Source organism: Photobacterium piscicola, from assembly GCF_046058925.1.
Lineage (GTDB): Bacteria > Pseudomonadota > Gammaproteobacteria > Enterobacterales > Vibrionaceae > Photobacterium > Photobacterium piscicola.
Genome location: NZ_CP175535.1, coordinates 673,723 through 698,311, shown reverse-complemented (window position 1 = coordinate 698,311; position 24,589 = coordinate 673,723). Strand labels below are relative to the sequence as shown.

Below are 24,589 nucleotides of genomic sequence, written 5' to 3'. Positions count from 1 at the left end.
GAGCTAACAATGTCAAATCCAATTATTGTCATTGGTAGTGGCTTCGCTGCTTACCAATGGGTGAAATCGTTTAGAAAACTGGATCAACATACTGCTATTACTTTAGTGACGGCAGATCAAGGTGCTGATTATTCGAAACCAGAACTAAGCCATGTATTTAGTCGTAATCAACAAGCGACAGATCTTATTAAACAAACGGCTACTGAGTTTGCAGCAGAGCATAATATTGAATTAATAACAGAAACAGTTATTAACGAAATTAATACTGCACAACAATGGGTTTATTTTAATCAGCAACAATTGCATTATTCTTCATTAATAATTGCAACTGGTGCTACTTCATTTATACCAACATTTGCAGGTAATGCGACAGATAAAATCATCACATTAAATAGTCTGTCTGAATTACAACAAAATCAATCACAAATAAATGCCGCAAAGCATATTACTATTTTAGGCGCGGGTTTAATTGGTACTGAAATCGCGATTGATTTAGCCACCGCTGGTAAACAAATTACATTATGCGATAAAGCCGCTGCCATGATGCCCGCTTTACTGCCAGAATTTATTGCCGCAGAGTTGTATCAAATATTAAGTCAAAAAGAAATAGATCTTCAGCTAAACGCTACCATAAATGAAATTAATTCTGATGGCAAAAAGATGATAATTTCACAGCAAGGTAGAGAAGATATAAATACAGATATCGTTATTGCAGCGATGGGACTAGCACCAAGAATTGATTTAGCAAAACAAGCCGGAATCAGTACTAATCGAGGCATTATAGTTAATAATATGCTACAAACCTCCGCTAATAATGTATACGCTATTGGCGATTGTGCTGAAATCAATGGTAAAATTAGTGCGTTTATTCAACCCATCATGTTATCCGCGATGGCACTGGCTAAAACATTAGCAGGAACACCGACGTCATTATCACTACCACCAATGTTAATTAAAGCAAAAACGCCATGGTTGCCATTAAGTTTAGCGGGGATCACAACCGCTATGGATATCCATTGGCAAGTTGAACGAGATCATGAAGGATATATTGCAAAGGCACATACAGCAGATCAGACTCTTATTGGATTTATCGCTTCTCATAATAAACAAAAACAAGTATTTGCATTATTAAGACAATTACCGCCTGCATTATAAATGTAATGGCAAGCAGCATTATTGTTGTTTGCCATTTTTATACTTGATATATACTACTTACTATTGTTAATCATCCATTCTATTTTTATAACTATCAAACTTATCTATCGTTGCAATGTAATGACTCAAGCATTTCACCATGAGGTAAACCGTGGTACTCAATATGATAAGATCGCTTATGTTCATCAAGATTATTCTCTAAGTTTTTTAACATAAGAAGTGCCGTATTTCGACTACAAAAAAATGCATCGACAAAAGTAAGTAGTTCACCACACTTAAGTTTTATCAGACATAATGTCAAGGAAGGTAACTTATCAATCATTTTTTTTATGGAATCACTAGGATCATTACCAATTGCTGTTTTCACATCATAAATATGTATTTCTGGAAATAGTATTGTATCTTTAGCAATTTCTTGTTCAAATAAACTTTCTATAATAAAAGCCGCATCATTAATATGTACGGTTTTTATACATTCATCAAACTCAGATAAATAATTTATTAACTTATTGGGCTCTTTAATGAATGAATTAATACAATCTAATGTATCATGATGGCTATGATTAAAATTTTTCATCATTTTGTCCTTATATTATTCTTTCTATATTAAATACCTATATTTAATGAATTGATAGTAACTAAAATGGAAATTACCTTTAGAAAAAATAAAATATCAACGACACTAGTTGATAGTAAAAATTATTTTAGCAATAACAATACATAACCAATATTATCTACTGTGAAGTCTCTATTTGGCTTCACTCTACTGGACTTGAACCAGTGACATCTGAATTAACAGTCCGCTAATCTTCCAATAAAGAAGCACCAACTGAACTAAGAGGGAATTGTATGGTGGTGGATCAAGTACCCTGCACTGTCGCAACCTCAAAACCTAGCACCTAGCACCTAGCACACCAAAATCCAGACGTAAAAAAGCCCGCAATTTCTTGCGGACCTCTCTATTTGGCTTCACTCTACTGGACTTGAACCAGTGACATGTGAATTAACAGGCCGCTAATCTTCCAATAAAGAAGCACCAACTGAACTAAGAGGGAATTGTATGGTGGTGGATCAAGTACCCTGCACTGTCGCAACCTCAAAACCTAGCACCTAGCACCTAGCACACCAAAATCCAGACGTAAAAAAGCCCGCAATTTCTTGCGGGCTTCTCTATTTGGCTTCACTCTACTGGACTTGAACCAGTGACATGTGAATTAACAGGCCGCTAAGCTCCCCAATAAAGAGTACCAACTGAACTAAGAAGGAATTATATGATGGTGGGAGTTAGCTTCACACTCTCTCGCATTCTCGAAGCATCAAAATCCAGACGTAAAAAAGCCCGCAATTTCTTGCGGGCCTCTCTATTTGGCTCCCTCTACTGGACTTGAACCAGTGACATGTGAATTAACAGGCCGCTCAGCTCCCCAATAAAGAGTACCAACTGAACTAAGAAGGAATTATATGATGGTGGAAGTTAGCTTCACACTCTCTCGCATTCTCGAAGCATCAAAATCCAGACGTAAAAAAGCCCGCAATTTCTTGCGGGCTTCTCTATTTGGCTTCACTCTACAAGACTTGAACCAGTGACATCTGAATTAACAGTCCGCTAATCTTCCAATAAAGAAGCACCAACTGAACTAAGAGGGAATTGTATGGTGGTGGATCAAGTACCCTGCACTGTCGCAACCTCAAAACCTAGCACCTAGCACCTAGCACACAAAAATCCAGACGTAAAAAAGCCCGCAATTTCTTGCGGGCTTCTCTATTTGGCTCCCTCTACTGGACTTGAACCAGTGACATACGGATTAACAGTCCGCCGTTCTACCAACTGAACTAAGAAGGAATTATATGGTGGTGGGAGAAGGATTCGAACCTTCGAAGGCAGTGCCGGCAGATTTACAATCTGCTCCCTTTGGCCACTCGGGAATCCCACCGAAATTTAATGGTGCCGACTACCGGAGTCGAACTGGTGACCTACTGATTACAAGTCAGTTGCTCTACCTACTGAGCTAAGTCGGCACAAAATTTCGTTACATAGCATGTTAATATTAATCAACACTATGTCTTTATGTTGGCGGAGCGGACGGGACTCGAACCCGCGACCCCCGGCGTGACAGGCCGGTATTCTAACCAACTGAACTACCGCTCCAATTCTTTATGAAATTCAATTTAAATCAAACTTCTAGAATATGGCGGAGAGATAGGGATTTGAACCCTAGATACGCTATAAACGTATGCTGGTTTTCAAGACCAGTGCTTTCAACCGCTCAGCCATCTCTCCAATGCCGCGTATAATATAGTGCGACCCTTTCCTTGTAAAGCAATAATATTAAAAAGCTTTTTAAGTGATCACCGATTAATCAAAGCTTATTAATATCATTCAATTTGGTGTTTTATACAACAAACCACAAGCCAATATAATGGGGTGACTCGATTTCAAAAGGATCACCCTCCATAACAAATGACAGCAAGATCTCGCCAATAAAGAAGCACCAACTAAACTATGCCACTTCATGGTGGGATCTAGCACTTTACACTCTCGCAGCCTCGAAACTCGAAACTACATTGACTAAGATCCAGACGTAAAAAAGCCCACAATTTCTTGCGGGCTTCTCTATTTGGCTTCACTCTACTGGACTTGAACCAGTGACATCTGAATTAACAGTCCGCTAAGCTCCTCCAATAAAGAGTACCAACTGAACTAAGAAGGAACTATATGGTGGTGGATCAAGTACCCTGCACTATCGCAACCTCAAAACCTATCACCTAGCACACCAAAATCCAGACGTAAAAAAGCCCGCAATTTCTTGCAGGCTTCTCTATTTGGCTTCACTCTACTGGACTTGAACCAGTGACATCTGAATTAACAGGCCGCTAAGCTCCCCAATAAAGAGTACCAACTGAACTAAGAAGGAATTATATGATGGTGGGAGAAGGATTCGCTTCTTTATCATTCAACAGTTGCCAAATTTCAAACGTAAAAAAGCCCGCAATTTCTTGCGGGCTTCTCTATTTGGCTTCACTCTACTGGACTTGAACCTGTGACATCTGAATTAACAGGCCGCTAAGCTCCCCAATAAAGAGTACCAACTGAACTAAGAAGAAATTATATGATGGTGGGAGAAGGATTCGCTTCTTTATCATTCAACAGTTGCCAAATTTCAAACGTAAAAAAGCCCGCAATTTCTTGCGGGCTTCTCTATTTGGCTTCACTCTACTGGACTTGAACCTGTGACATCTGAATTAACAGGCCGCTAAGCTCCCCAATAAAGAGTACCAACTGAACTAAGAAGAAATTATATGGTGGTGGGAGTTAGCTTCACACTCTCTCGCATTCTCGAAGCACCAAAATCCAGACGTAAAAAAGCCCGCAATTTCTTGCGGGCTTCTCTATTTGGCTCCCTCTACTGGACTTGAACCAGTGACATCTGAATTAACAGGCCGCTAAGCTCCCCAATAAAGAGTACCAACTGAACTAAGAAGGAATTATATGATGGTGGGAGAAGGATTCGCTTCTTTATCATTCAACAGTTGCCAAATTTCAAACGTAAAAAAGCCCGCAATTTCTTGCGGGCTTCTCTATTTAGCTTCACTCTACTGGACTTGAACCAGTGACATCTGAATTAACAGGCCGCTAAGCTCCCCAATAAAGAGTACCAACTGAACTAAGAAGAAATTATATGGTGGTGGGAGTTAGCTTCACACTCTCTCGCATTCTCGAAGCACCAAAATCCAGACGTAAAAAAGCCCGCAATTTCTTGCGGGCTTCTCTATTTGGCTCCCTCTACTGGACTTGAACCAGTGACATACGGATTAACAGTCCGCCGTTCTACCAACTGAACTAAGAAGGAATTATATGGTGGTGGGAGAAGGATTCGAACCTTCGAAGGCAGTGCCGGCAGATTTACAATCTGCTCCCTTTGGCCACTCGGGAATCCCACCGAAATTTAATGGTGCCGACTACCGGAGTCGAACTGGTGACCTACTGATTACAAGTCAGTTGCTCTACCTACTGAGCTAAGTCGGCACAAAATTTCGTTACATAGCATGTTAATATTAATCAACACTATGTCTTTATGTTGGCGGAGCGGACGGGACTCGAACCCGCGACCCCCGGCGTGACAGGCCGGTATTCTAACCAACTGAACTACCGCTCCAATTCTTTATGAAATTCGATTTAAATCAAACTTCTAGAATATGGCGGAGAGATAGGGATTTGAACCCTAGATACGCTATAAACGTATGCTGGTTTTCAAGACCAGTGCTTTCAACCGCTCAGCCATCTCTCCAATGCCGCGTATAATATAGCGCGACCCTTTCCTTGTAAAGCAATAATATTAAAAAGCTTTTTAACTGATCACCAATTAATCAAAGTTTATTAATATCATTCAATTTGGTGTTTTATACAACAAACTAAAAGCTAATATAATGGGGTGACTAGATTTCAAAAGGATCACCCTCCATAACGAATGACTGCAAGATCTCACCAATAAAGAGTACCAACTGAACTAAGAAGGAATTGTATGATAGTGGGAGCTAACACTCTTGCGATCTCGATTCGTCAAAATACAAACGTAAAAAAGCCCGCAATTTCTTGCGGGCTTTTCTATTTGGCTTCACTCTACTGGACTTGAACCAGTGACATGTGAATTAACAGTCCGCTAAGCTCCCCAATAAAGAGTACCAACTGAACTAAGAAGGAATTGTACGATAGTGGGAGCTAAAACTCTTGCGATCTCGATTCGTCAAAATACAGACGTAAAAAAGCCCGCAATTTCTTCAGGGCTTTTCTATTTGGCTTCACTCTACTGGACTTGAACCAATGACATCTGAATTAACAGTCCGCTAAGCTCCCCAATAAAGAGTACCAACTGAACTAAGAAGGAATTATATGATGGTGGGAGAAGGATTCGCTTCTTTATCATTCACAATTAACAAATTTCAAACGTAAAAAAGCCCGCAATTTCTTGCGGGCTTCTCTATTTGGCTCCCTCTACTGGACTTGAACCAGTGACATGTGAATTAACAGGCCGCTAAGCTCCCCAATAAAGAGTACCAACTGAACTAAGAAGGAATTATATGATGGTGGGAGAAGGATTCGCTTCTTTATCATTCACAATTGACAAATTTCAAACGTAAAAAAGCCCGCAATTTCTTGCGGGCTTCTCTATTTGGCTCCCTCTACTGGACTTGAACCAGTGACATGTGAATTAACAGGCCGCTAAGCTCCCCAATAAAGAGTACCAACTGAACTAAGAAGGAATTATATGATGGTGGGAGAAGGATTCGCTTCTTTATCATTCACAATTGACAAATTTCAAACGTAAAAAAGCCCGCAATTTCTTGCGGGCTTCTCTATTTGGCTCCCTCTACTGGACTTGAACCAGTGACATACGGATTAACAGTCCGCCGTTCTACCAACTGAACTAAGAAGGAATTATATGGTGGTGGGAGAAGGATTCGAACCTTCGAAGGCAGTGCCGGCAGATTTACAATCTGCTCCCTTTGGCCACTCGGGAATCCCACCGAAATTTAATGGTGCCGACTACCGGAGTCGAACTGGTGACCTACTGATTACAAGTCAGTTGCTCTACCTACTGAGCTAAGTCGGCACAAAATTTCGTTACATAGCATGTTAATATTAATCAACACTATGTCTTTATGTTGGCGGAGCGGACGGGACTCGAACCCGCGACCCCCGGCGTGACAGGCCGGTATTCTAACCAACTGAACTACCGCTCCAATTCTTTATAAAATTCAATTTAAATCAAACTTCTAGAATTTGGCGGAGAGATAGGGATTTGAACCCTAGATACGCTATAAACGTATGCTGGTTTTCAAGACCAGTGCTTTCAACCGCTCAGCCATCTCTCCAATGCCGCGTATAATATAGTGCGACCCTTTCCTTGTAAAGCAATAATATTAAAAAGCTTTTTAACTGATCACCAATTAATCAAAGCTTATTAATATCATTCAATTTGGTGTTTTATACAACAAACCACAAGCCAATATAATGGGGTGACTAGATTTCAAAAGGATCACCCTCCATAACGAATGACTGCAAGATCTCACCAATAAAGAAGCACCAACTGAACTAACTGGGGATTATACGGTGGTGGGATCTAGCACTTACACTCTTGCAGCCTCGAAACTCGAAACTACATTTACTAAAATACAGACGTAAAAAAGCCCGCAATTTCTTGCGAGCTTCTCTATTTGGCTTTACTCTTCAGAGGTTAAACCAGTGACATGTAAATTAACAGACCACTAATCTTTCCAATAAATATCACCAGCAGAACTAAAAATATGGTGGTGGGAGAAGGATTCGAACCTTCGAAGGCAGTGCCGGCAGATTTACAATCTGCTCCCTTTGGCCACTCGGGAATCCCACCGAAATTTAATGGTGCCGACTACCGGAGTCGAACTGGTGACCTACTGATTACAAGTCAGTTGCTCTACCTACTGAGCTAAGTCGGCACAAAATTTCGTTACATAGCATGCTAATAAATAGCACTATGTCTTTATGTTGGCGGAGTGGACGGGACTCGAACCCGCGACCCCCGGCGTGACAGGCCGGTATTCTAACCAACTGAACTACCGCTCCAATTCTTTATGAAACTCGATTATATCGCATTTCTAGAATTTGGCGGAGAGATAGGGATTTGAACCCTAGATACGCTATAAACGTATGCCGGTTTTCAAGACCGGTGCTTTCAACCGCTCAGCCATCTCTCCAATGCGGCGAATGATATAGTTGGTGAAGCTAACTGTAAAGTAAAAATCGTAAAAAAAACATCAACTGCACTTTTATCAATCAATCATGACTAAAAACAATCAAAATAAGATCAATAAGCTCATAATCCTAGAATTTCATCTATATTTATCGATGATTTAATGATTAAGATTCACTAGAGTTACACAATAGATAACGATGTAAAAATCGTTACACAACATAATAGTTAAAATTTACATCCTTGTTACTTATTAATGATGCAGGTAAACTTAACCTCATTGTTACTCATTCTGGTCTTATAAATGATCACCATAAAAAACATCGCTGCTTTAATACTAATCTCTATAGCGATCAGCGGCTGTTGCCAATCTCAAGGTACAGTTATTCAAGCCCATGGTAATATTGAAACAACACAGAGTATTCACCGTTAACTACCCTTTCGAGCCCTATCACTAAAATCATTATTTAACTCAATAATTAATACTTTGATCTTGCTCCAAATTTAAATCAAAAAGCAAACGTTTGCTTTGTTGCGTATCACACTTCCATTCGATATATGCATTTGACATCATTAATTACTACATCAAGGTTATTCCTTGGGGGTATTTTATTCGCAGAAATTAATCTGTGAGTAAATCAAATGAAAAAAGAAATATTGGCGATTGCTATTTCATCCCTGCTTATGAGTAGCTTAGCTCATTCTGCAACTATTTATAAAAAAGATAATGGCGATAGATTAGATATCTATGGTGGCGCTGAAATTGGCGGAACCATTGTCACAAATAGAGATAAATCCCCTTTTGGCGACAAATCTAAATCCTATGTTGATGACTCTTTTGGAACTATTGGTATAAAAGGACAAACTAATAAATTTTATGCCAAATTAGAAATTGATGCAGAACGCACTGATTGGACTTATGAAAATAATTTTAGATTAGTCATTGATAAAGCTTATGTCGGATATTTCTTAACAGATAAACAAACAGTCGAATTTGGACGAACAGATACAGCCTATGATCACTATGATGCTTTTGGCGATTTCTCAAATGAATTAGCCGACGAAGTATCAGAAGCGGGAGATCAAGATAATACGATTAAATACCGTGGTGAATTTGGCGCTTTAAAAGTTGGAATTTCATATTCAGCAAAAGGTTGGGATTACGAACAAGACGCGCAATCAATGTATGATGAAAATGGCATATTTTTAGGGAAAAAAGGATCGTACGTAACTGATTCTCGAGAAGGTGAAGTTATAAATGGCTATGCTGGCTATTTTACTAACAATCTCACCATTATAGCTGCTGCTGAAACAGTCCATAATCGTGGTGAATTATATTCATTACACGGCAAGTATAAAATTAACAAATTTGCTATTGGTGGGTTTACCTCTTATTCCGACCGTGATGGTGTAAACAAAAATAGCATGACCTATGTATTATCGGGTTCTTACGACATTACAAGCCAATTAACAGGTTATATTGTAGGTAATATTTACAATGACGATAATAACGACAAAGATGACCAACATGTTGTCGTTGGTACGCAATATATGTATGCCAAGAATGTAAAACTCGTTGCTGAAGCTGCAATGGGGGGTAATACAGGTACACTAGGTTATTTAAAAGCATATTATTGGTTTTAAATAACATCAGATATTTTAACTCATTGAATGATAATTATATATTGTTATACACATGGAACGTAACTCATGAAAAAAAATATTTTAGCGATAATTATTGGTGCCACCATTTCATCATTTAGTTTTCAACTATGTGCTGCTGATAATCAAAATGAACTAAAAACATTATCCATTCAACAGATTCAAGGTAATGACGAATACTCTCCTGTTGACGGCATTGATGTTCCTAATAAACAACATGTATCCACTTACCGTTATAACGTTAAAGGGATTATTACTGCTATTCAGCAACACAATTTAGGTAAAGATCTGCAGCAAGGCTTTTTCATGCAAGCCATGACGGATAATAATCCTGCAACTTCTGATGGTATTTTTGTTCAAACAACAGCAATTAATAACTTAAAGGTAGGACAAGAGATAAACCTTACTGCCAGAGTTAGTGAAGATTATCATTGGACTAAATTAATTGATGTTGCAGACATCCAACTAAGTAAAGTTGATAATAAATTACCACCAGTAACCGTTTTAACATTTGATGATGCCAATAAATTTGATTTAGAACGTTACGAAGGAATGCTAGTACGCATTAATGAGAATTCAGATCTAAACGTCACAAAAAATTATGGTTTTGATTTTAATTCATATCGTAACAACATGTTACTTTCACATGGGACTGTAAACGTACACCCTAATCAAACACAAGCACCAACAACCTCTCATACATACCAGTCCAATGATTTATTAGTTATTGAGTCTTTTACCAAAGCTGCAAACGGTAATATTCCTTGGTACCCAACCTTTGGTAAAGATAACGGCACCGGAACAACTGATAATTATATTCGTATTGGTGATGTCGTTAATGGCTTAGAAGGTGTAATTGGTTATTCTTATGGTGATTACCGTTTCTATGTCACGAATAAAGCTGATACAAATACATTTATTCATACAAATGATAGAACCTACGCGCCAGAATTAAAACAAGGCGGTGATTTACGTATTGCTAGTTTTAATGTTCTGAATTACTTCAACTCTCCCTTTACAGGTGAAACTCAAAACCCGCTAAAACAAAATAGAGGGGCGACAACTCAAACCGAATTTGATCTTCAAAGCAGTAAAATAGCCAATGCCATTGTACGTATGAATGCTGATATTGTCGGTTTAATGGAAATTGAAAATAATGGCTTTCAATCGGATTCTGCCGTTAATGATCTCGTAACTAAAATTAATGATCGCATTAAAGATCCCACTGAGCATTATGCGTATGTAAAACCTAATAATGATGAAAAATTTGTTGGCGGTGATGCCATTTCAAGCCAAGTAATTTATAAACCAAGTAAAGTCACATTAGAGCAATACCGTATAATAAAAATGCCAGAGCAACATGCTCCTGAAGTTAAATATACCGATGAAAAAGGTAAACAAAAAATAGAAAGTGGTAGTAATCATCAACGTGATACTATTGCTCCAACCTTTAAAATCAAAGGTACAGATAAGACGTTAACCATCTCTGTTAACCATTTTAAATCCAAAGGTTCTACTTGCTGGGAAGATGTTAACACTGGAAAACAACTTGATGCAGATAAACAAGGCTCATGCGAAAACTTGCGGGTTGCTGCCGCAGAACATTTAGGTGAAGTATTAGCTAAAATTCCAGGATCTAAAGTTATTATTGGCGATCTAAATTCGTACGCAAATGAAGATCCTGTAATAATATTAACTAATCGTAATAATGTACCTAAAGATCATACTATCAAAGCTGCAGGGTATACCTATATTGGTGGTAATCAAGAAACTGGAACACCATTATATGGACCAGAAGGTAAAGTGATTAATAAAAGTTATGGTTACACTAATATCATCCGTCAATTACATCCTGATTCATACAGCTTCTCATATCAAAATAATATTGGTACATTAGATTATATTCTATTATCACCGGATCTAAAAAGTAAGGTTATCGATGCTAAAGATTGGAATATTAATGCTGGAGAAACTACGTTATTAGAATATGCAGATAAAAATAATTGCAATAAAGGCACATGTTCTCCTCGTTATAAAGATATTTACCGAGCATCTGATCACGATCCGGCTGTCATGGATTTAAAATTTACAAAACCAGTAAAAGATGAAACAAAAGATAAACACTCAGGCGGTTCAACAGGTTTAATGGGACTAATCTCCTTATTTGGAATATTTCTATTAAGAAAAAAGAATAATAAATAACCAATATAAAAAGAGGCTGAGTAAGCCTCTTTTTTTTGGAAAGTAATATTACTGATAATTCTAATAATTATTGATTTCTTCATACTTGCAATGTGATGCTTATCATAAAATCAAATCCTACATAGTGATGTAATCATGCTTCGTCTATTTTAGGATACTAATTACATGCTGAGTTCTACAAAATCACTTTCAATATCATTAAATAAAGCATGGATAAAACCTTTTCTTTATAAATCTGATGTTGAAAAAAGAATTCGTTCCTGGTTTGAAAAGTATAAAACAACCTGTATTCTTGAAATTGAAATAAAAGAAAAAATAATTTCAAGCCCTAAAGTTAGAGTTACAATTGAATATAATAAAATATCAAAAGACACTCATATTGATAGTGAAAAATTAGCAAATATGATTGAAGATCAACTATTCGATTTCTTTGAATATAGAAATATAATAACAATTGATGAAATCATTAAAAAAATACCATTCGAAGACTCACCACAAGATTATTGTCATTCATTAATAATGAAATCATTAAAAAAAGAAATAATTATTGATGACCAATTTAATTTATTGGATCTTAATCATAAATATCCATCAGAATATGATTTACATCGCTTAACTGACTTAAAAGTTGAACGGTTATTATTTCTATCACATATTATAAAATACAATATCAATGTGCATAATGCGTTAGCTATTTAATACACTCAACCACCATCAAATACAGACTAGCCTTCAACATTTTCTCATCTCGATGGTCGATATATCAAAGCCTCGTTATCATCAACGAGGTTATTCTACAACATACTGATAATCACTCCCCTATTACGCAAATTAAATACATCACTATTTTATTCAGACGCAAAAAAGCCAAATTCTTAACGGCTTTCTTAAATTTGGCGGAGCTGATTTGGGTATTAGAGGATTTGAACCCGCTTTTATTACACCAATTAAATACATCGCTATTTTATTCAGACGAAAAAAAGCAAAATTCTTAACGGCTTTCTTAAATTTGGCGGAGCTGATTTGGGTATTAGAGGATTTGAACCCGCTTTTATTACACCAATTAAATACATCGCTATTTTATTCAGACGAAAAAACGCTAAATTCTTAACGGCTTTCTTAATTTTGGCGGAGCTGATTTGGGTATTAGAGGATTTGAACCCGCTTTTATTACACCAATTAAATACATCGCTATTTTATTCAGACGCAAAAAAGCCAACATCTAAATGTTGGCTTTTTAAGAATTTGGCGGAGAGATAGGGATTTGAACCCTAGATACGCTATAAACGTATGCTGGTTTTCAAGACCAGTGCTTTCAACCGCTCAGCCATCTCTCCATGCGGCGTATATTATAGTGGTCAGTATTATCTGTAAAGGCTTTATTCTCTAAAGGAATTTAAGCGAGCGTTTATTACACTGATAATTGAATTTTAGCTGTTTTATCACACCATGACTATTTCAAAATGTTCGCTATAATTTAATTTAGCAGCCATTGTTACAATATTGATAAATAATAATATTACGATTTCAAGGAAGATCTGATGAATGTATTAGTTCTTGGTGGCACAGGTGGTATAGGGTTAGCGATCGTTCAACAATTGTTACTCATTAAGCCACATGCAAACATCCACGCGACATTTTTTCGCCACCAGCCTCAATATCAACATTCGCAGCTACATTGGCACTATTGCGATATTACACTAGAGAATCATATTGCAGCACTTGCAAAACAACTACCTCAACTTGATATCGTGATCAATGCTGTCGGTATGCTCCACACCACTGAACATCAACCTGAAAAATCTATTCAACAATTTGATGTGAATTTTTTCCAAACCAACATTCAAACGAATACACTACCCAGCTTATTAATTGCTAAACATTTCATGGCGGCATTAAAAACATCGTCACGCAGTTATTTTGTGACTATTTCAGCCAAAGTTGGCAGTATTGAAGATAATAAATTAGGTGGCTGGATCAGTTATCGTAGCTCAAAAGCCGCACTTAATATGGCTATTAAAACTATTAGTATTGAATGGCGCACCAAACTTCCCCATTGTTGTGTTATTGCTTTTCACCCTGGCACAACCGCAAGCCCACTCTCAAAACCATTTCAACGTAATGTTGCGCCCCACAAGTTATTTACGCCCACTTATACTGCACAATGCTTATTGAGCTTATTGGCACGACTCACACCACAAGAAACGGGGCAATTTTTAAGTTATGACGGTAACACCCTTCCTTGGTGATAGCTTTTAAGCATAAACAATACCGATAGAACACATTTTATATTATTATACATAATGTGAAATTCATCATAATATACAAGCTTATTAATGCTGTTATTTGCGTTTCTTAACCTCAATCAGTACCACTTATTCTCCTTGTTTATTGCGGTAGGTATAATGAAAAAACGTTCTGTTGGCTTTGCTATGACCATTTTAATTATTGGTAATTTGGTCGCTGTACTTTCTGATGCACTAATAAAAACCATGGGCAAAGATGCCGCAGTATTCCAATTTGTCTTTTTCCGCCAATTATCAGCGGTAGTGATCCTGCTTCCTTTTTGTTTACGCGCAACCAAACAAAGTTTTTTAGTCGGCTTAAAATGGCATTGTATGCGTGCTCATGTGTGGTTATTAGGCGCAATATTTATGGTTATTTCTTTAAATACGCTACCACTAGCGACAGCCAATGCTATTTTCTATGCTGCACCCTTGATCATGCTTCCGTTAGCCGTCATGGTTTACGGTGAAAAACTCAGTCATTATTCTATTGCTGCGGGGATCATCGGTTTTGCTGGCGTGTTAGTTATTGTACGCCCAACAGACATTAGCTGGGCAGCATTAGCCGCGCTCGTGGTTGCATTCACGATTGCTGTAAATAACCTTTTTATTCGCAAACTACCAACCCAACAAAGCGTAGCCCAAACATTGTTGCTCACAAACTTAATAGGTATGCCTGCATCACTCGCACTAGCATTATGGGAAAACAAACCATGGGATTGGTCACCTTTGATTACCGCCTCTGGTTCTAGTGCATTAATTTTAGTGTATGCCGCCACATGCGTAGTGGCTTATCGAGCAGCAGAAAGTAATAAAATCGCCAGTGCTGAATATAGCGGCTTAATTGGTGCCGTGATTGTCGGCTATTTCTTATTTAATGAAGTGCCAGATGTAACAACCTTAGTAGGAACAGTAATGATAATTGCGCCATTATTGTGGTTAGCTAAAGTTGAAAGAAAGCAGCATAAAAAAGATTCAATTCAAGCGATTGCTGTTAACGAATAATACAATCTTTCATTGCAGAACTTTCTGCATACAAAGGCTAAGACTCGGAATATGCTATTTTCAGCCACAAGTTATATGTGACTTTAACGTTACTTACATAGGATATCAGTAATGAAAAAAGCACTAAAAATTAATAATATTTATATCAATATGGAAACGATTGTAGCCTTTGATTTAAATTATAAAATAGATGGTCATCGAGCTCTATATCTATTAACAAATAGCACTGAATTGCCTTTTTTAGAAATTGAAGAAAACGATATAGCAACCGATGATGGTACTGACTATCAAGCTCAGAAAGTCATATCAAGTGAATATAACCGGATTAAGCGTGAGTTATGCGTTTATATGGGGATTGTTTTATAAATAAAAAAGCGATAGCCATTCGACTATCGCTTTTCATCTTGCATAATTTTAGATTACGATAAACTTAAACGAGTGCTTTATTAAATCCATCAAGGACGGCAACGGTATTATGGCCTAAGTCATCAACCGCGTAGCCCCCTTCAAAAACAAAAAGTGTTGGAATATTTAATAAGCCAATCATCCAACCAATATTTTGATAATCATTACGCATCAATTTAAAGTAACTAATAGGATCATCGGCGAAGGTATCCATACCCAATGATATAACTAACGCTTCAGGTTTATAGTCTGCAATGCGAGTTAATGCTTGCGCTAATACTGGCTCATACACCGACCAATCAGTTGTATGTAGCGGTAATGGCAAGTTTAGATTAAAGCCTAATCCCTCGCCTTCACCTTCTTCATCAGCAAAACCTAGATAATGTGGATAATCATAATCAGGATCGCCATGAATAGAAGCAAATAACACATCATTACGATGATAGAAAATACTTTGCGTACCATTGCCATGATGGTAATCAATATCCAGGACTGCAACTCGCTTCGCGCCTTGACGAATAAAGCTCTCTGCTGCAATAGCCGCATTATTAGCGTAGCAATAACCCCCCATCAAATCAGAAGCCGCATGATGACCAGGGGGACGACATAGCGCAAACGCGGCATGCTCACCTTGTTTAATTAAATCAACACCAGTTAGTGCACATTCAGTTGCAGCAACAATTGCTTTCCAAGATCCAGCAGTAATAGCAGCGGTCATATCAAAGCTGTAATACCCTAATCGACCTTCGATATCTTTTGGAATACGGTTACGTAAATGACGTGCAGGTGCAAAACAGTATGGCGACGCATCATGTACATCACCAAACGCTTCTACCCACTGATCCCAGCAGCTAGCAAGAAAATCAACATAATCATCAGTATGAACCCAACGCAGTGGCGCATCACCATAACTATTGGGTTCAACCATCGTAAAACCACCGTGGTTATTTAGCGCACTCAGCACCATGTCGGCACGTTCTGGTTTTTCAAAACACGGCGTCGCTTCACCATTTAAAAATTCAAAACGTACATGGTGCAAACGTTGTTTTTCAGTGTAGATAACTTTCATTATTTCTTTAACTCCATCCAGTAACGCTGGTAGAGTGCCGTCGCATCACCAACATCCGCTAGAAATTGACCTTTTTGCTTAATCGCTTTTGGTGGAAAGATAATCTCACTTTGACGAATAGTATCAGGAAGATTATTTAATGCTTCTAAATTAGGCGCAGCATAGCCAATTTCTGTGATAATTTTAGCTTGGTTCTCAGGCTTTAATAAGAAATTAATAAATTGGTAGGCCGCATCTTTATGCTGACTGGCTGCGGGAATAACCATGTTATCCATCCAGAAAATAGTGCCTTCTTGAGGATAAGCAAATTTAAGTGCTGGATTTTCATTTTCAGCACGTACCGCAGTACCGTTCCATTGCATTCCAACTGACACTTCACCAGCAATATAAGGAATGTGTGGCGCATCTGAATTAAATACTGCCACATTTGGCATCAATGTTTTTAATGTTTCATAAGCTTGTTTAATTTCAGCTTCATTACGGCTATTAACACTATGACCATTCATAATCAATGCCATGCCAAATACATCACGAGGATCATCAGTTAATAACACGTTACCTTTAAACTCAGGCTTCCACAGATCTTTCCAGTGTGTAATCTGGTGGCTATCAATGCGATCACTATCATAACCTAATGCAGTACTCCCCCAAACATAAGGCAATGAATATTGGTTATTGGGATCAAAAGGTTGATTTAAAATTGTGCTATCTAGTTTAGAAAATGCGGAGATCTTGCTATGGTCTAATGTTGCTAATAAGCCTTCATCAGCCATTTTAGACACGTAATAAGTGGATGGGAAAACTAAATCATACCCTTTACCGTCGATCATTTTGATCTTGGTATACATCGTTTCATTACTTTCAAACGTTGAATAGTTAACCTTGATATCGGTTTCTTTCGTAAACTGTGTCAATAATTCTGTTGGTAGATATTCTGACCAATTATAAATATTTAATGTTGTGTCAGCGAGAGCGGGTTGAGCAACGAAAGAGCTAAGTAGAAGCGATGCAAGTAGATTCTTTTTAAACATTTCACCTATTACCAATATTCAAATAAAGCTCGAAATAAGCTTTTCCAATTGACAATAACATAAATAAATTTAAGCAGTTATTTAGAAATTGTATGCAAATGCTACATAGATATGATGGCAATAATATAAAAAAAGACGCTAATGATTAAACAGTTAGCGTCTTATTAACTTAATTGCATTTGTTATTTTGGCTTAAGAATACCCCTTCGAAGGTTAGCTATTCTTATTCGCCTGCATTTGTTCAGCTTCTTCTATAAAGTTTTTCGGTGGCGGTGTCCAACCACGTTCTGATTTAGTGTGTTTATCTGTACGCTCTTGTTTCATCGCTTCACCTAACGTTTGTTCTAATTGTCTAAACAGCTCGACATAAGAGGCATTGAAACGATCTTCTTCGGTACTATCACGCCATGTTTGATACAACAACTCTTTACTCTTTGCTTCAGTCTCAACAAACATTTCTTTTTGTTGCTCCGCTCTAAACGGGTGTACGCCGAGCTCTTTTAAAGCTTGTGCACCCATCGCTAATGCCGAACGGTAGGTTTCACTAATAACATAATCAGCACCAGCACACCGTAATGAGTAATGATGACCTCTATCATAAGCACGCGCTAATACACGAACATGCGGGTAAGTCTGTTTAATATAGTGCACTAACTCTGTCGCACGTTCTTGATCGTCAATCGCGACAACAAACACTTTTGCATCTTCAATACCTGCGGTATGCAATAAATCATGTCGCGTCGCATCCCCAAAGAAGCTCTTAATATCAATTTGACGCATATTATCAATTTGAGTCACAGAGTGATCGAGTACCACGGTTTGCATGCCATTTGAGGTCAATAAGCGATTCACAATCTGACCAAATCGACCAATACCCGCAATGATGACTTTTCCTTGTTCATCAATTTCATCCGCTTCGCGTTCATTTTTAGCCGCACTAAATCGGGGTAAAATGACTTTATCAAATAATATAAATAACCCAGGGGTTAAGAACATCGACAATGCCACAACTAATGATAATGTTTGACCCAACTCAGCAGGTAATACATTGTTTTGGACGGTGTAGTTCAATAATACAAACCCAAATTCACCCGCTTGTGCCAAACTAAGTGCAAATAGCCATCTATCACTGCCTTTCACTTTAAAAACAAATGCTAATATTAGTAATACCAACGCTTTAATCAGCATTACACCCAAAGTTAATCCAATAATAGTGCCAAACTGATCAAACAAAATGCTAAAGTTAATACCGGCGCCAACAGTAATAAAGAATAGCCCCAGCAATAAGCCTTTAAACGGCTCAATATTCGATTCTAATTCGTGGCGAAATTCACTGTTGGCCAGCACTACACCCGCAAGGAACGTACCCAACGCTGGCGATAATCCAATTAAACTCATTAATGTGGCAATACCAATCACCAACATTAATGCTGTAGCTGTAAAAATCTCACGCAAACCAGACGCAGCAACAAAGCGGAATAGTGGTCGGCTAAGATAATGCCCACCAACAACAACTCCTGCAATGGCAAGGATCACCACAATGGCATATCCCCATCCGGGCAAACCTGCGACTAAACTCAGTTCTTCATGATGTTCAGCAGCGGTCGCCATGGTTGATTGTGCTTTTTCAACTAATTCAGGCAATGCCAATAGCGGAATTAATGCCAGCATCGGAATAACGGCAATATCTTGAAACAGTAACACTGAAAACGCACTTTTTCCGCCTTCAGTTTTACTTAACCCTTTTTCATTAAAGGTTTGCAATACAATCGCCGTTGATGACAATGAAAAGATCAAACCAATGGCTAAGGCATAAGTCCAACCAAGTCCTAATGCCATAGCGATTCCCATCACAACAGCCGCGGTCACCACAACTTGTAGTCCACCTAACCCCAATAAGCGATGGCGCATACCCCATAGCATTTTAGGTTCAAGCTCAAGACCAACGATAAAGAGCATCATCACCACCCCAAACTCAGCAAAGTGCTGAATAGTAGTGGTTTCACTGCCAACCAATCCAATTACAGGGCCAATAACGACACCGGCAATTAAATAGCCCAGCACAGAACCAAGCCCAAACCGTTTCGCAATCGGCACCGCAATCACAGCTGCGACTAAATAGATAAATGCTTGTAAAAATATTCCCGTCATAGCTACTCCGTGATCACAATATCAAGACTATGATTTAATTTTGATAATTTACTCGCAACGTCATAATCAAGCTTGTTCTCTGCTATTGCGATTAATACGCGACGCCAATTTTGTAGATGTTTGGTGATCCGTTGTTCTTCCGTAGCTGTGCCTGCACCAAATAACGCAAACGGAGCCAAAAACTCCATCCCCGTTAATTCAGCCATTTGTTCTAACGGCTGTAACAATTGTCGAATCGTAAAATGGTTAAAACCTTCTTTGCGATAACTTGATTCAGAGCCACCAGCAGTTAGCGCACAAAAGAATTTTTTACCTATTAATTCTTTACCTTCACTGCCATAAGCAAAACCATATTCCAACACCAGATCTTGCCATTCTTTTAATAACGATGGCGTGGAATACCAATACAATGGAAACATAAATACAATCACATCATGATCGCGTAACCGTTGCTGCTCTTTATCGATATCAATACGGAAATTGGGGTACTCTGCATATAAATCTACGGTAGTAACGTGATCAAAACCTTTAGATGCATTAAATAACGGTACATTGATTTCAGAACGGTTTTGTGACGGATGAGCAAATAGAATCAGCACTTTTTTTTGAGAAGCAGACATTATTTTCCTTATTATTGTTGTCTTATCATTGATAAATAGTACGCTAATAAAACATTATATTATAAAAATCTATCATGATTGCATATCAGCGATACTATTTAGACATACTACCGAATAAATCCTGCATTTTCATGAATTTTACTTGGCGGTAAACCAAAATACCGCTTAAATTCACGGCTAAACTGCGCAGGACTCTCATACCCCACCAGTCCCGCTGCAATATTAGCAGCCATACCTTGTTGTAAGATTAACGTCTTGGCATTATTTAACCGTATTTTCTTAATGTATTGCAGTGGTGGATCGGTCACGACCTGTTTAAACACTTTATGAAAAACAGACACACTCATTCCAGCCATTGCCGCTAACTCATGCACTTGTAATTTAGTATCATAATGCAATTGTACATAATCTATTACCGATGAAATTTTAGCTAACGCACTATCTTGTTCACAATATTGCGCTAATAAATACCCTTGATCGCCTTGCAGTAAATAATAAAACAACTGCCGAATCAGTGATGGACCAACAACCATCGCATCAAGAGGATCGTGCAATACTTCTAATAATTGCTCGACACTGCGATACATGCGTTCTGTCATCTTTGCGGTTGCCACACCACAACTGCCTTCATAATTAAATGGATATTGCTGCTCAGATTCAATCATGGTGACTAACTGACGAATAACAGTTAGATCAAAATCGATATTAATTCCAATCAATGGCTGTTGTTGTGAGGCAAAGGTCTCACAAACAATAGGATAAGGTGTCGTAACTAATAAGCATCGTTGTGGATCGTAATTAAATTGGTGTTGATTTAAATGACCAGTTTTGTGACCTTGAATAATAATAACAATACCTTGCTCATACATTTGTGGGCTATGTTTGTGATAACTATCAATTCTAAATAACCGTATTCCAGCAAGATTGGTGTCTACACGACCAGATTGATGCGCTAAGCCATAATACTCACATAACGAATAGGCCAAGGTAATTATGGATGTTGGTATGGTGGTCGGTTGGGATGCGGTTATCTTTGCAATGCTTCCACTTTTCATGGTTATCTACTCACAGAATCATTTCAGTCACCTTAGCAGACATTTACTATTAATAGCAGCAACAAAAGAGAAATAGGCAAGCATTAAAGAGAATTATGTATTAAGTAAATACGTATTATCCCCTAGACTGGAGACATCTAAGGTACTCAGTATCTGATAACTAAAATCATTATAATAATCAGCTCAGTTTGCTGTTCTAAGGAAAATAAAATGGATAAGTTTACCTATCAAAGCCCTACAAAAATTCATTTTGGTGAAGGTCAAATTGCTGAAATTGCCAATGACATTCCGAAAGATAAGAAAATCTTAGTTATCTACGGTGGCGGCTCAATTAAAAGTAACGGCGTCTATGAACAAGTTGCCGCAGCACTAACAGGCTTTAATTGGAGTGAGTTTTCAGGCATCGAGCCAAATCCACAATATGGCACCCTAATGCAAGCCGTTGCTAAAGTGAAAGCAGAAGGCTATGACTTCTTATTAGCTGTTGGTGGTGGTTCAGTGGTTGATGGCACTAAATTCATTGCCGCAGCAGCATGTTATGAAGGCGCAGATCCATGGGAAATTTTGCATGATCAAGCACCAATAACAGCTGCGTTACCTATCGGTTGTGTATTGACATTACCAGCAACAGGCTCTGAAACTAATGGCGGTGCTGTGGTTTCTCGTGGTCACGATAAGCTGTTCTTTGGCTCAGCATTAGTGAAGCCTACGTTTGCTATCTTAGATCCACAAACCACATTAAGCCTATCACCTCGCCAAGTGTCTAATGGTGTTGTAGATGCTTTTGTTCATACCATGGAACAATACTTAACTTTCCCTGTGAATGCTAAAGTTCAAGATCGTTTTGCTGAAGGTCTATTGTTAACGCTTATCGAAGAAGGCCCGAAAGCACTAGCAACTCCAGATGATATCGCGGTTCGTGCCAATATCATGTGGTCTGCAACGCAAGCGTTGAATGGCTTAATTGGTGTGGGTGTTCCACAAGATTGGGCTACACATATGATTGGCCATGAACTTACTGGTAACTACAGTATCGATCATGCCCGTACATTAAGCATCGTGCTACCTGCGGTAATGCAAGTTTGTCGTAAAGAGAAACAAGCAAAATTAGTTCAATATGCAGAACGCGTATTTGGTATTACTAACGGCACAACTGACGAGCGTATTGATGCAGCAATCGCACGCACGATTGCTTTCTTTAAAGAAATGGACGTTCCAACCTCACTGGCTGATGTTGAACTAGGCACTGCTGATATTGATGTATTAGTTGCTAGCCTTGAAAAACATGGCAGAACAGCACTAGGTGAACAAGGAAAACTAACGATTGCAGACAGCCGCAAGATTTTAGAAACCGCGCTGTAATCATTACCCAATATTATTACCATAAATAAACCATAAATAAAAAGGCTAGGTATTTTATATCTAGCCTTTTTATTGGGAACTTCAATATCACTAACCTTTTACTAACGGTTAGTGATAGAAGATATCAGCGGTTAAATTTACTGACAAGCAAAGCACTGCAATATCTTTAATTTGAAAACTATTACCATGTTCAATTAATTGCCCTTCATCTTTTAAACGTTTAATCGTTCTTGATAATGTCTCAGGGGTCATACCTAATTGCGTAGCTAATAATTTTTTTGTTATCGATAAGCTGATTTTATTATCTTTGGTTGATTGCTTTTTATATATCTCAGCCAGTTTCATCACAAACCGTTGATTCGCATTTACTTGCGTTAAAATATTAATCTCATTGACTAAACTATGAATTTTATTGGTCATATACTCCATAACGCTGACAGCAAGCTCTGGTGTTTGAGAGACTATTTTTTTTATATCAGTATGTTTATATATCGCTAAAACAGAATCTTGCTCTACCCTTGCCGTCATTGGGTATTGACGAGGTGACATAAATATCGCCATTTCAGCAATCACATCACCCGCAAGAAAAACATTGAATACCTTCTCTTCGCCATTAGGCATTAATCGATAAAGTGTCACTTTCCCTTTTTCAATTACGTACATACGATTAGCTTCTTTGCCTTGATGAAACAGTATCGTACCAGCCTGATAAAATCTTTTCTCTTGCAGTAATGCCAACGAGGCAAGTTGTGTTTTACTCATTAAAGAGATAATGGAAAAGTTCATCTTACCGTCCTCTACTTGATAATTATCAAGATGTATTTTAAATGCATCATTGTATGATAATGATTATCATTTTAGATTCAACCTTAGAAAGGAACTTTTTATGGATGACATTAGTGTAACTTTTCGCTGGATAAGTTTTATCTCAATACTTCTACTTTTTGTTCCTATTCTTTTTCATTAGGATACTAAAAATATGCCGAATAAACTTATGATGCCAGGTGAAAACCAACAACCTGAAAAACGACCAGGCCATTGGTTACTTGCGCAAATAGGAAAAACAGTACTCCGCCCAGGTGGACTATATCTCACCAATAAAATGCTCACTCAACTTAATATTACGACAAGTGATGATGTTATCGAATTTGCGCCAGGGGTTGGATTAACGGCACAAATAACGCTAGCGAAGCGACCTAAAACTTACATCGCAGTAGAGCAAAATGAGCAAGCAGCAGAAATTGTCCGTTCTTATCTCAATGGCGATCATCAAACCTGCCATATTAATAGCGCACAAGAGACTCAATTGGACTCAGAAATTGCTTCAATTGTATATTGTGAAGCAATGTTAACCATGCAAACAAGTACCCGTAAAAAGCAGATTATTGAGGAAGCCAATCGACTATTAAAAACTAATGGCCGCTTTGGTATTCATGAAATGTGCATCATTCCCAGTGATATTGATAGTAACAAACAGCGTTATATTCAAAAAGTATTAACAGAAACTATTCAACATCCAGCGAAACCACTTACTCCGAAAGAATGGGGGCAGCTTCTTAATGAGTGTGGCTTTGAAATAGAATATGAAGCGATTGCTCCGATGCATTTATTGGAGCCGGCTAGAATGCTGCAAGATGAAGGGGTTATTGGGTGTTTTAAGATTTTTAAAAATTTAGCCACAAAGCCTGATGTCAGAAAACGGGTTTTAAATATGCGAAATGTTTTTCGACAGCATAGTGATAACTTAGCAGCCATTACTTTTGTAGTTAAAAAGAAGCCATTAATTTAAATATATAGTTAAAAAAAGCCCCCCTATCATTGAATAAATAATAGGGGTTTTATTTAATATATTACTA

Annotated in this window: 17 protein-coding genes and 25 tRNA genes; 10 read left to right on the top strand and 32 right to left on the bottom strand. The window is 37.9% G+C overall.

The annotated features are described in order from the left end of the window. The first annotated feature begins 9 nt into the window (after window positions 1-9). Complete coding sequence (gene norW / locus ACJZU6_RS17685) at window positions 10-1,155, top strand: NADH:flavorubredoxin reductase NorW (protein ID WP_408900965.1); 1,146 nt, start codon at window positions 10-12, stop codon at window positions 1,153-1,155. Window positions 1,156-1,255: 100 nt separating this feature from the next. Here the strand turns inward: norW and ACJZU6_RS17680 are convergent, their stop codons facing one another. From ACJZU6_RS17680 to ACJZU6_RS17560, 25 genes are all read right to left on the bottom strand, one after another. Further along, window positions 1,256-1,735, bottom strand: a complete 480-nt coding sequence (locus ACJZU6_RS17680; RefSeq protein WP_408900964.1) for a hypothetical protein — start codon at window positions 1,733-1,735, stop codon at window positions 1,256-1,258. Between the two features lie 173 nt (window positions 1,736-1,908). Further along, window positions 1,909-2,000 (bottom strand) — tRNA-Asn (locus ACJZU6_RS17675). Between the two features lie 521 nt (window positions 2,001-2,521). Beyond that, window positions 2,522-2,611: transfer RNA gene (locus tag ACJZU6_RS17670), tRNA-OTHER, on the bottom strand. A 311-nt stretch (window positions 2,612-2,922) separates the two neighbouring features. After that, window positions 2,923-2,998, bottom strand: a tRNA-Asn gene (locus ACJZU6_RS17665). A 6-nt stretch (window positions 2,999-3,004) separates the two neighbouring features. After that, window positions 3,005-3,089 (bottom strand) — tRNA-Tyr (locus ACJZU6_RS17660). Window positions 3,090-3,098: 9 nt separating this feature from the next. Further along, window positions 3,099-3,174, bottom strand: a tRNA-Thr gene (locus tag ACJZU6_RS17655). A 53-nt stretch (window positions 3,175-3,227) separates the two neighbouring features. Beyond that, window positions 3,228-3,304: transfer RNA gene (locus ACJZU6_RS17650), tRNA-Asp, on the bottom strand. Between the two features lie 41 nt (window positions 3,305-3,345). Further along, window positions 3,346-3,436: transfer RNA gene (locus ACJZU6_RS17645), tRNA-Ser, on the bottom strand. A gap of 1,114 nt (window positions 3,437-4,550) precedes the next feature. Continuing rightward, window positions 4,551-4,640, bottom strand: a tRNA-OTHER gene (locus tag ACJZU6_RS17640). Between the two features lie 290 nt (window positions 4,641-4,930). Beyond that, window positions 4,931-5,006, bottom strand: a tRNA-Asn gene (locus ACJZU6_RS17635). Between the two features lie 6 nt (window positions 5,007-5,012). After that, window positions 5,013-5,097 (bottom strand) — tRNA-Tyr (locus tag ACJZU6_RS17630). A gap of 9 nt (window positions 5,098-5,106) precedes the next feature. Next, a tRNA-Thr gene (locus ACJZU6_RS17625) sits at window positions 5,107-5,182 on the bottom strand. Between the two features lie 53 nt (window positions 5,183-5,235). Then, a tRNA-Asp gene (locus ACJZU6_RS17620) sits at window positions 5,236-5,312 on the bottom strand. A gap of 41 nt (window positions 5,313-5,353) precedes the next feature. Then, window positions 5,354-5,444: transfer RNA gene (locus ACJZU6_RS17615), tRNA-Ser, on the bottom strand. Window positions 5,445-6,139: 695 nt separating this feature from the next. Next, window positions 6,140-6,229 (bottom strand) — tRNA-Asn (locus ACJZU6_RS17610). Window positions 6,230-6,327: 98 nt separating this feature from the next. After that, window positions 6,328-6,417, bottom strand: a tRNA-Asn gene (locus tag ACJZU6_RS17605). A 98-nt stretch (window positions 6,418-6,515) separates the two neighbouring features. Beyond that, window positions 6,516-6,591, bottom strand: a tRNA-Asn gene (locus tag ACJZU6_RS17600). Between the two features lie 6 nt (window positions 6,592-6,597). Continuing rightward, window positions 6,598-6,682 (bottom strand) — tRNA-Tyr (locus ACJZU6_RS17595). Window positions 6,683-6,691: 9 nt separating this feature from the next. Then, window positions 6,692-6,767: transfer RNA gene (locus ACJZU6_RS17590), tRNA-Thr, on the bottom strand. 53 nt (window positions 6,768-6,820) lie between these two features. Continuing rightward, window positions 6,821-6,897 (bottom strand) — tRNA-Asp (locus ACJZU6_RS17585). Window positions 6,898-6,938: 41 nt separating this feature from the next. Further along, window positions 6,939-7,029: transfer RNA gene (locus ACJZU6_RS17580), tRNA-Ser, on the bottom strand. Between the two features lie 433 nt (window positions 7,030-7,462). After that, a tRNA-Tyr gene (locus ACJZU6_RS17575) sits at window positions 7,463-7,547 on the bottom strand. Between the two features lie 9 nt (window positions 7,548-7,556). Beyond that, window positions 7,557-7,632 (bottom strand) — tRNA-Thr (locus ACJZU6_RS17570). Between the two features lie 50 nt (window positions 7,633-7,682). Further along, window positions 7,683-7,759: transfer RNA gene (locus tag ACJZU6_RS17565), tRNA-Asp, on the bottom strand. Window positions 7,760-7,799: 40 nt separating this feature from the next. Continuing rightward, window positions 7,800-7,890 (bottom strand) — tRNA-Ser (locus tag ACJZU6_RS17560). A 300-nt stretch (window positions 7,891-8,190) separates the two neighbouring features. On the opposite strand from ACJZU6_RS17560, the gene ACJZU6_RS17555 reads away from it, so the two are divergent. From ACJZU6_RS17555 to ACJZU6_RS17540, 4 genes are all read left to right on the top strand, one after another. After that, entirely contained in the window at window positions 8,191-8,319 is a 129-nt protein-coding gene (locus ACJZU6_RS17555; RefSeq protein WP_268877578.1) for a hypothetical protein, read from the top strand. A 209-nt stretch (window positions 8,320-8,528) separates the two neighbouring features. Continuing rightward, entirely contained in the window at window positions 8,529-9,530 is a 1,002-nt protein-coding gene (locus tag ACJZU6_RS17550; RefSeq protein ID WP_107276113.1) for a porin, read from the top strand. 66 nt (window positions 9,531-9,596) lie between these two features. Further along, complete coding sequence (locus tag ACJZU6_RS17545; protein ID WP_408900963.1) at window positions 9,597-11,750, top strand: ExeM/NucH family extracellular endonuclease; 2,154 nt, start codon at window positions 9,597-9,599, stop codon at window positions 11,748-11,750. Window positions 11,751-11,915: 165 nt separating this feature from the next. Then, window positions 11,916-12,449: a hypothetical protein gene (locus tag ACJZU6_RS17540; protein WP_080156270.1), complete on the top strand. Its 534-nt coding sequence runs from the start codon at window positions 11,916-11,918 to the stop codon at window positions 12,447-12,449. A gap of 547 nt (window positions 12,450-12,996) precedes the next feature. Here ACJZU6_RS17540 and ACJZU6_RS17535 read toward each other — a convergent pair. Then, window positions 12,997-13,087: transfer RNA gene (locus ACJZU6_RS17535), tRNA-Ser, on the bottom strand. A gap of 204 nt (window positions 13,088-13,291) precedes the next feature. On the opposite strand from ACJZU6_RS17535, the gene ACJZU6_RS17530 reads away from it, so the two are divergent. The 3 genes from ACJZU6_RS17530 (at window position 13,292) to ACJZU6_RS17520 (ending at window position 15,406) form a co-directional block, all read left to right on the top strand. Next, a complete protein-coding gene (locus ACJZU6_RS17530; protein WP_408900962.1) occupies window positions 13,292-13,999 on the top strand; it encodes an SDR family oxidoreductase in 708 nt (235 codons plus the stop codon). A 156-nt stretch (window positions 14,000-14,155) separates the two neighbouring features. Further along, window positions 14,156-15,040 carry a DMT family transporter gene (locus tag ACJZU6_RS17525; RefSeq protein ID WP_408900961.1) on the top strand — a complete coding sequence of 295 codons (885 nt, stop codon included), beginning with the start codon at window positions 14,156-14,158 and terminating at the stop codon, window positions 15,038-15,040. Window positions 15,041-15,151: 111 nt separating this feature from the next. Further along, window positions 15,152-15,406: a hypothetical protein gene (locus ACJZU6_RS17520; protein ID WP_107249944.1), complete on the top strand. Its 255-nt coding sequence runs from the start codon at window positions 15,152-15,154 to the stop codon at window positions 15,404-15,406. A gap of 64 nt (window positions 15,407-15,470) precedes the next feature. On the opposite strand, the gene ACJZU6_RS17515 is transcribed toward ACJZU6_RS17520, so the two are convergent. From ACJZU6_RS17515 to ACJZU6_RS17495, 5 genes are all read right to left on the bottom strand, one after another. Next, window positions 15,471-16,514: a histone deacetylase family protein gene (locus ACJZU6_RS17515; RefSeq protein ID WP_107276109.1), complete on the bottom strand. Its 1,044-nt coding sequence runs from the start codon at window positions 16,512-16,514 to the stop codon at window positions 15,471-15,473. Further along, entirely contained in the window at window positions 16,514-17,545 is a 1,032-nt protein-coding gene (locus ACJZU6_RS17510) for a PotD/PotF family extracellular solute-binding protein (RefSeq protein WP_408900960.1), read from the bottom strand. Before ACJZU6_RS17510 ends, ACJZU6_RS17515 begins: the two co-directional genes overlap by 1 nt. Before the next feature lie 213 nt (window positions 17,546-17,758). Further along, entirely contained in the window at window positions 17,759-19,696 is a 1,938-nt protein-coding gene (locus tag ACJZU6_RS17505; RefSeq protein WP_408900959.1) for a monovalent cation:proton antiporter-2 (CPA2) family protein, read from the bottom strand. 2 nt (window positions 19,697-19,698) lie between these two features. Beyond that, window positions 19,699-20,316 (bottom strand): NAD(P)H-dependent oxidoreductase, encoded by a 618-nt coding sequence (locus ACJZU6_RS17500; protein WP_080156278.1) that lies wholly within the window; start codon window positions 20,314-20,316, stop codon window positions 19,699-19,701. Between the two features lie 107 nt (window positions 20,317-20,423). Further along, window positions 20,424-21,371 carry an AraC family transcriptional regulator gene (locus tag ACJZU6_RS17495; RefSeq protein WP_080156279.1) on the bottom strand — a complete coding sequence of 316 codons (948 nt, stop codon included), beginning with the start codon at window positions 21,369-21,371 and terminating at the stop codon, window positions 20,424-20,426. Window positions 21,372-21,581: 210 nt separating this feature from the next. On the opposite strand from ACJZU6_RS17495, the gene ACJZU6_RS17490 reads away from it, so the two are divergent. Beyond that, on the top strand, window positions 21,582-22,733 hold the full coding sequence (locus ACJZU6_RS17490; RefSeq protein WP_408900958.1) for an iron-containing alcohol dehydrogenase: 1,152 nt from the start codon (window positions 21,582-21,584) through the stop codon (window positions 22,731-22,733). Window positions 22,734-22,841: 108 nt separating this feature from the next. Here ACJZU6_RS17490 and ACJZU6_RS17485 read toward each other — a convergent pair whose 3' ends face one another. Beyond that, window positions 22,842-23,519 carry a Crp/Fnr family transcriptional regulator gene (locus ACJZU6_RS17485; RefSeq protein ID WP_408900957.1) on the bottom strand — a complete coding sequence of 226 codons (678 nt, stop codon included), beginning with the start codon at window positions 23,517-23,519 and terminating at the stop codon, window positions 22,842-22,844. A 193-nt stretch (window positions 23,520-23,712) separates the two neighbouring features. Between ACJZU6_RS17485 and ACJZU6_RS17480 the strand changes: the two genes are divergently transcribed. After that, complete coding sequence (locus tag ACJZU6_RS17480) at window positions 23,713-24,522, top strand: methyltransferase domain-containing protein (protein ID WP_107276106.1); 810 nt, start codon at window positions 23,713-23,715, stop codon at window positions 24,520-24,522. The last annotated feature ends 67 nt before the right edge of the window (window positions 24,523-24,589 follow it).

Bases quoted from the DNA above. Each gene is read 5' to 3' on its own strand.
- norW (WP_408900965.1), top strand. From the start codon at position 10: ATGTCAAATCCAATTATTGTCATTGGTAGTGGCTTCGCTGCTTACCAA.
- ACJZU6_RS17680 (WP_408900964.1), bottom strand. From the start codon at position 1,735: ATGATGAAAAATTTTAATCATAGCCATCATGATACATTAGATTGTATT.
- ACJZU6_RS17555 (WP_268877578.1), top strand. From the start codon at position 8,191: ATGATCACCATAAAAAACATCGCTGCTTTAATACTAATCTCTATAGCG.
- ACJZU6_RS17550 (WP_107276113.1), top strand. From the start codon at position 8,529: ATGAAAAAAGAAATATTGGCGATTGCTATTTCATCCCTGCTTATGAGT.
- ACJZU6_RS17545 (WP_408900963.1), top strand. From the start codon at position 9,597: ATGAAAAAAAATATTTTAGCGATAATTATTGGTGCCACCATTTCATCA.
- ACJZU6_RS17540 (WP_080156270.1), top strand. From the start codon at position 11,916: ATGCTGAGTTCTACAAAATCACTTTCAATATCATTAAATAAAGCATGG.
- ACJZU6_RS17530 (WP_408900962.1), top strand. From the start codon at position 13,292: ATGAATGTATTAGTTCTTGGTGGCACAGGTGGTATAGGGTTAGCGATC.
- ACJZU6_RS17525 (WP_408900961.1), top strand. From the start codon at position 14,156: ATGAAAAAACGTTCTGTTGGCTTTGCTATGACCATTTTAATTATTGGT.
- ACJZU6_RS17520 (WP_107249944.1), top strand. From the start codon at position 15,152: ATGAAAAAAGCACTAAAAATTAATAATATTTATATCAATATGGAAACG.
- ACJZU6_RS17515 (WP_107276109.1), bottom strand. From the start codon at position 16,514: ATGAAAGTTATCTACACTGAAAAACAACGTTTGCACCATGTACGTTTT.
- ACJZU6_RS17510 (WP_408900960.1), bottom strand. From the start codon at position 17,545: ATGTTTAAAAAGAATCTACTTGCATCGCTTCTACTTAGCTCTTTCGTT.
- ACJZU6_RS17505 (WP_408900959.1), bottom strand. From the start codon at position 19,696: ATGACGGGAATATTTTTACAAGCATTTATCTATTTAGTCGCAGCTGTG.
- ACJZU6_RS17500 (WP_080156278.1), bottom strand. From the start codon at position 20,316: ATGTCTGCTTCTCAAAAAAAAGTGCTGATTCTATTTGCTCATCCGTCA.
- ACJZU6_RS17495 (WP_080156279.1), bottom strand. From the start codon at position 21,371: ATGAAAAGTGGAAGCATTGCAAAGATAACCGCATCCCAACCGACCACC.
- ACJZU6_RS17490 (WP_408900958.1), top strand. From the start codon at position 21,582: ATGGATAAGTTTACCTATCAAAGCCCTACAAAAATTCATTTTGGTGAA.
- ACJZU6_RS17485 (WP_408900957.1), bottom strand. From the start codon at position 23,519: ATGAACTTTTCCATTATCTCTTTAATGAGTAAAACACAACTTGCCTCG.
- ACJZU6_RS17480 (WP_107276106.1), top strand. From the start codon at position 23,713: ATGCCGAATAAACTTATGATGCCAGGTGAAAACCAACAACCTGAAAAA.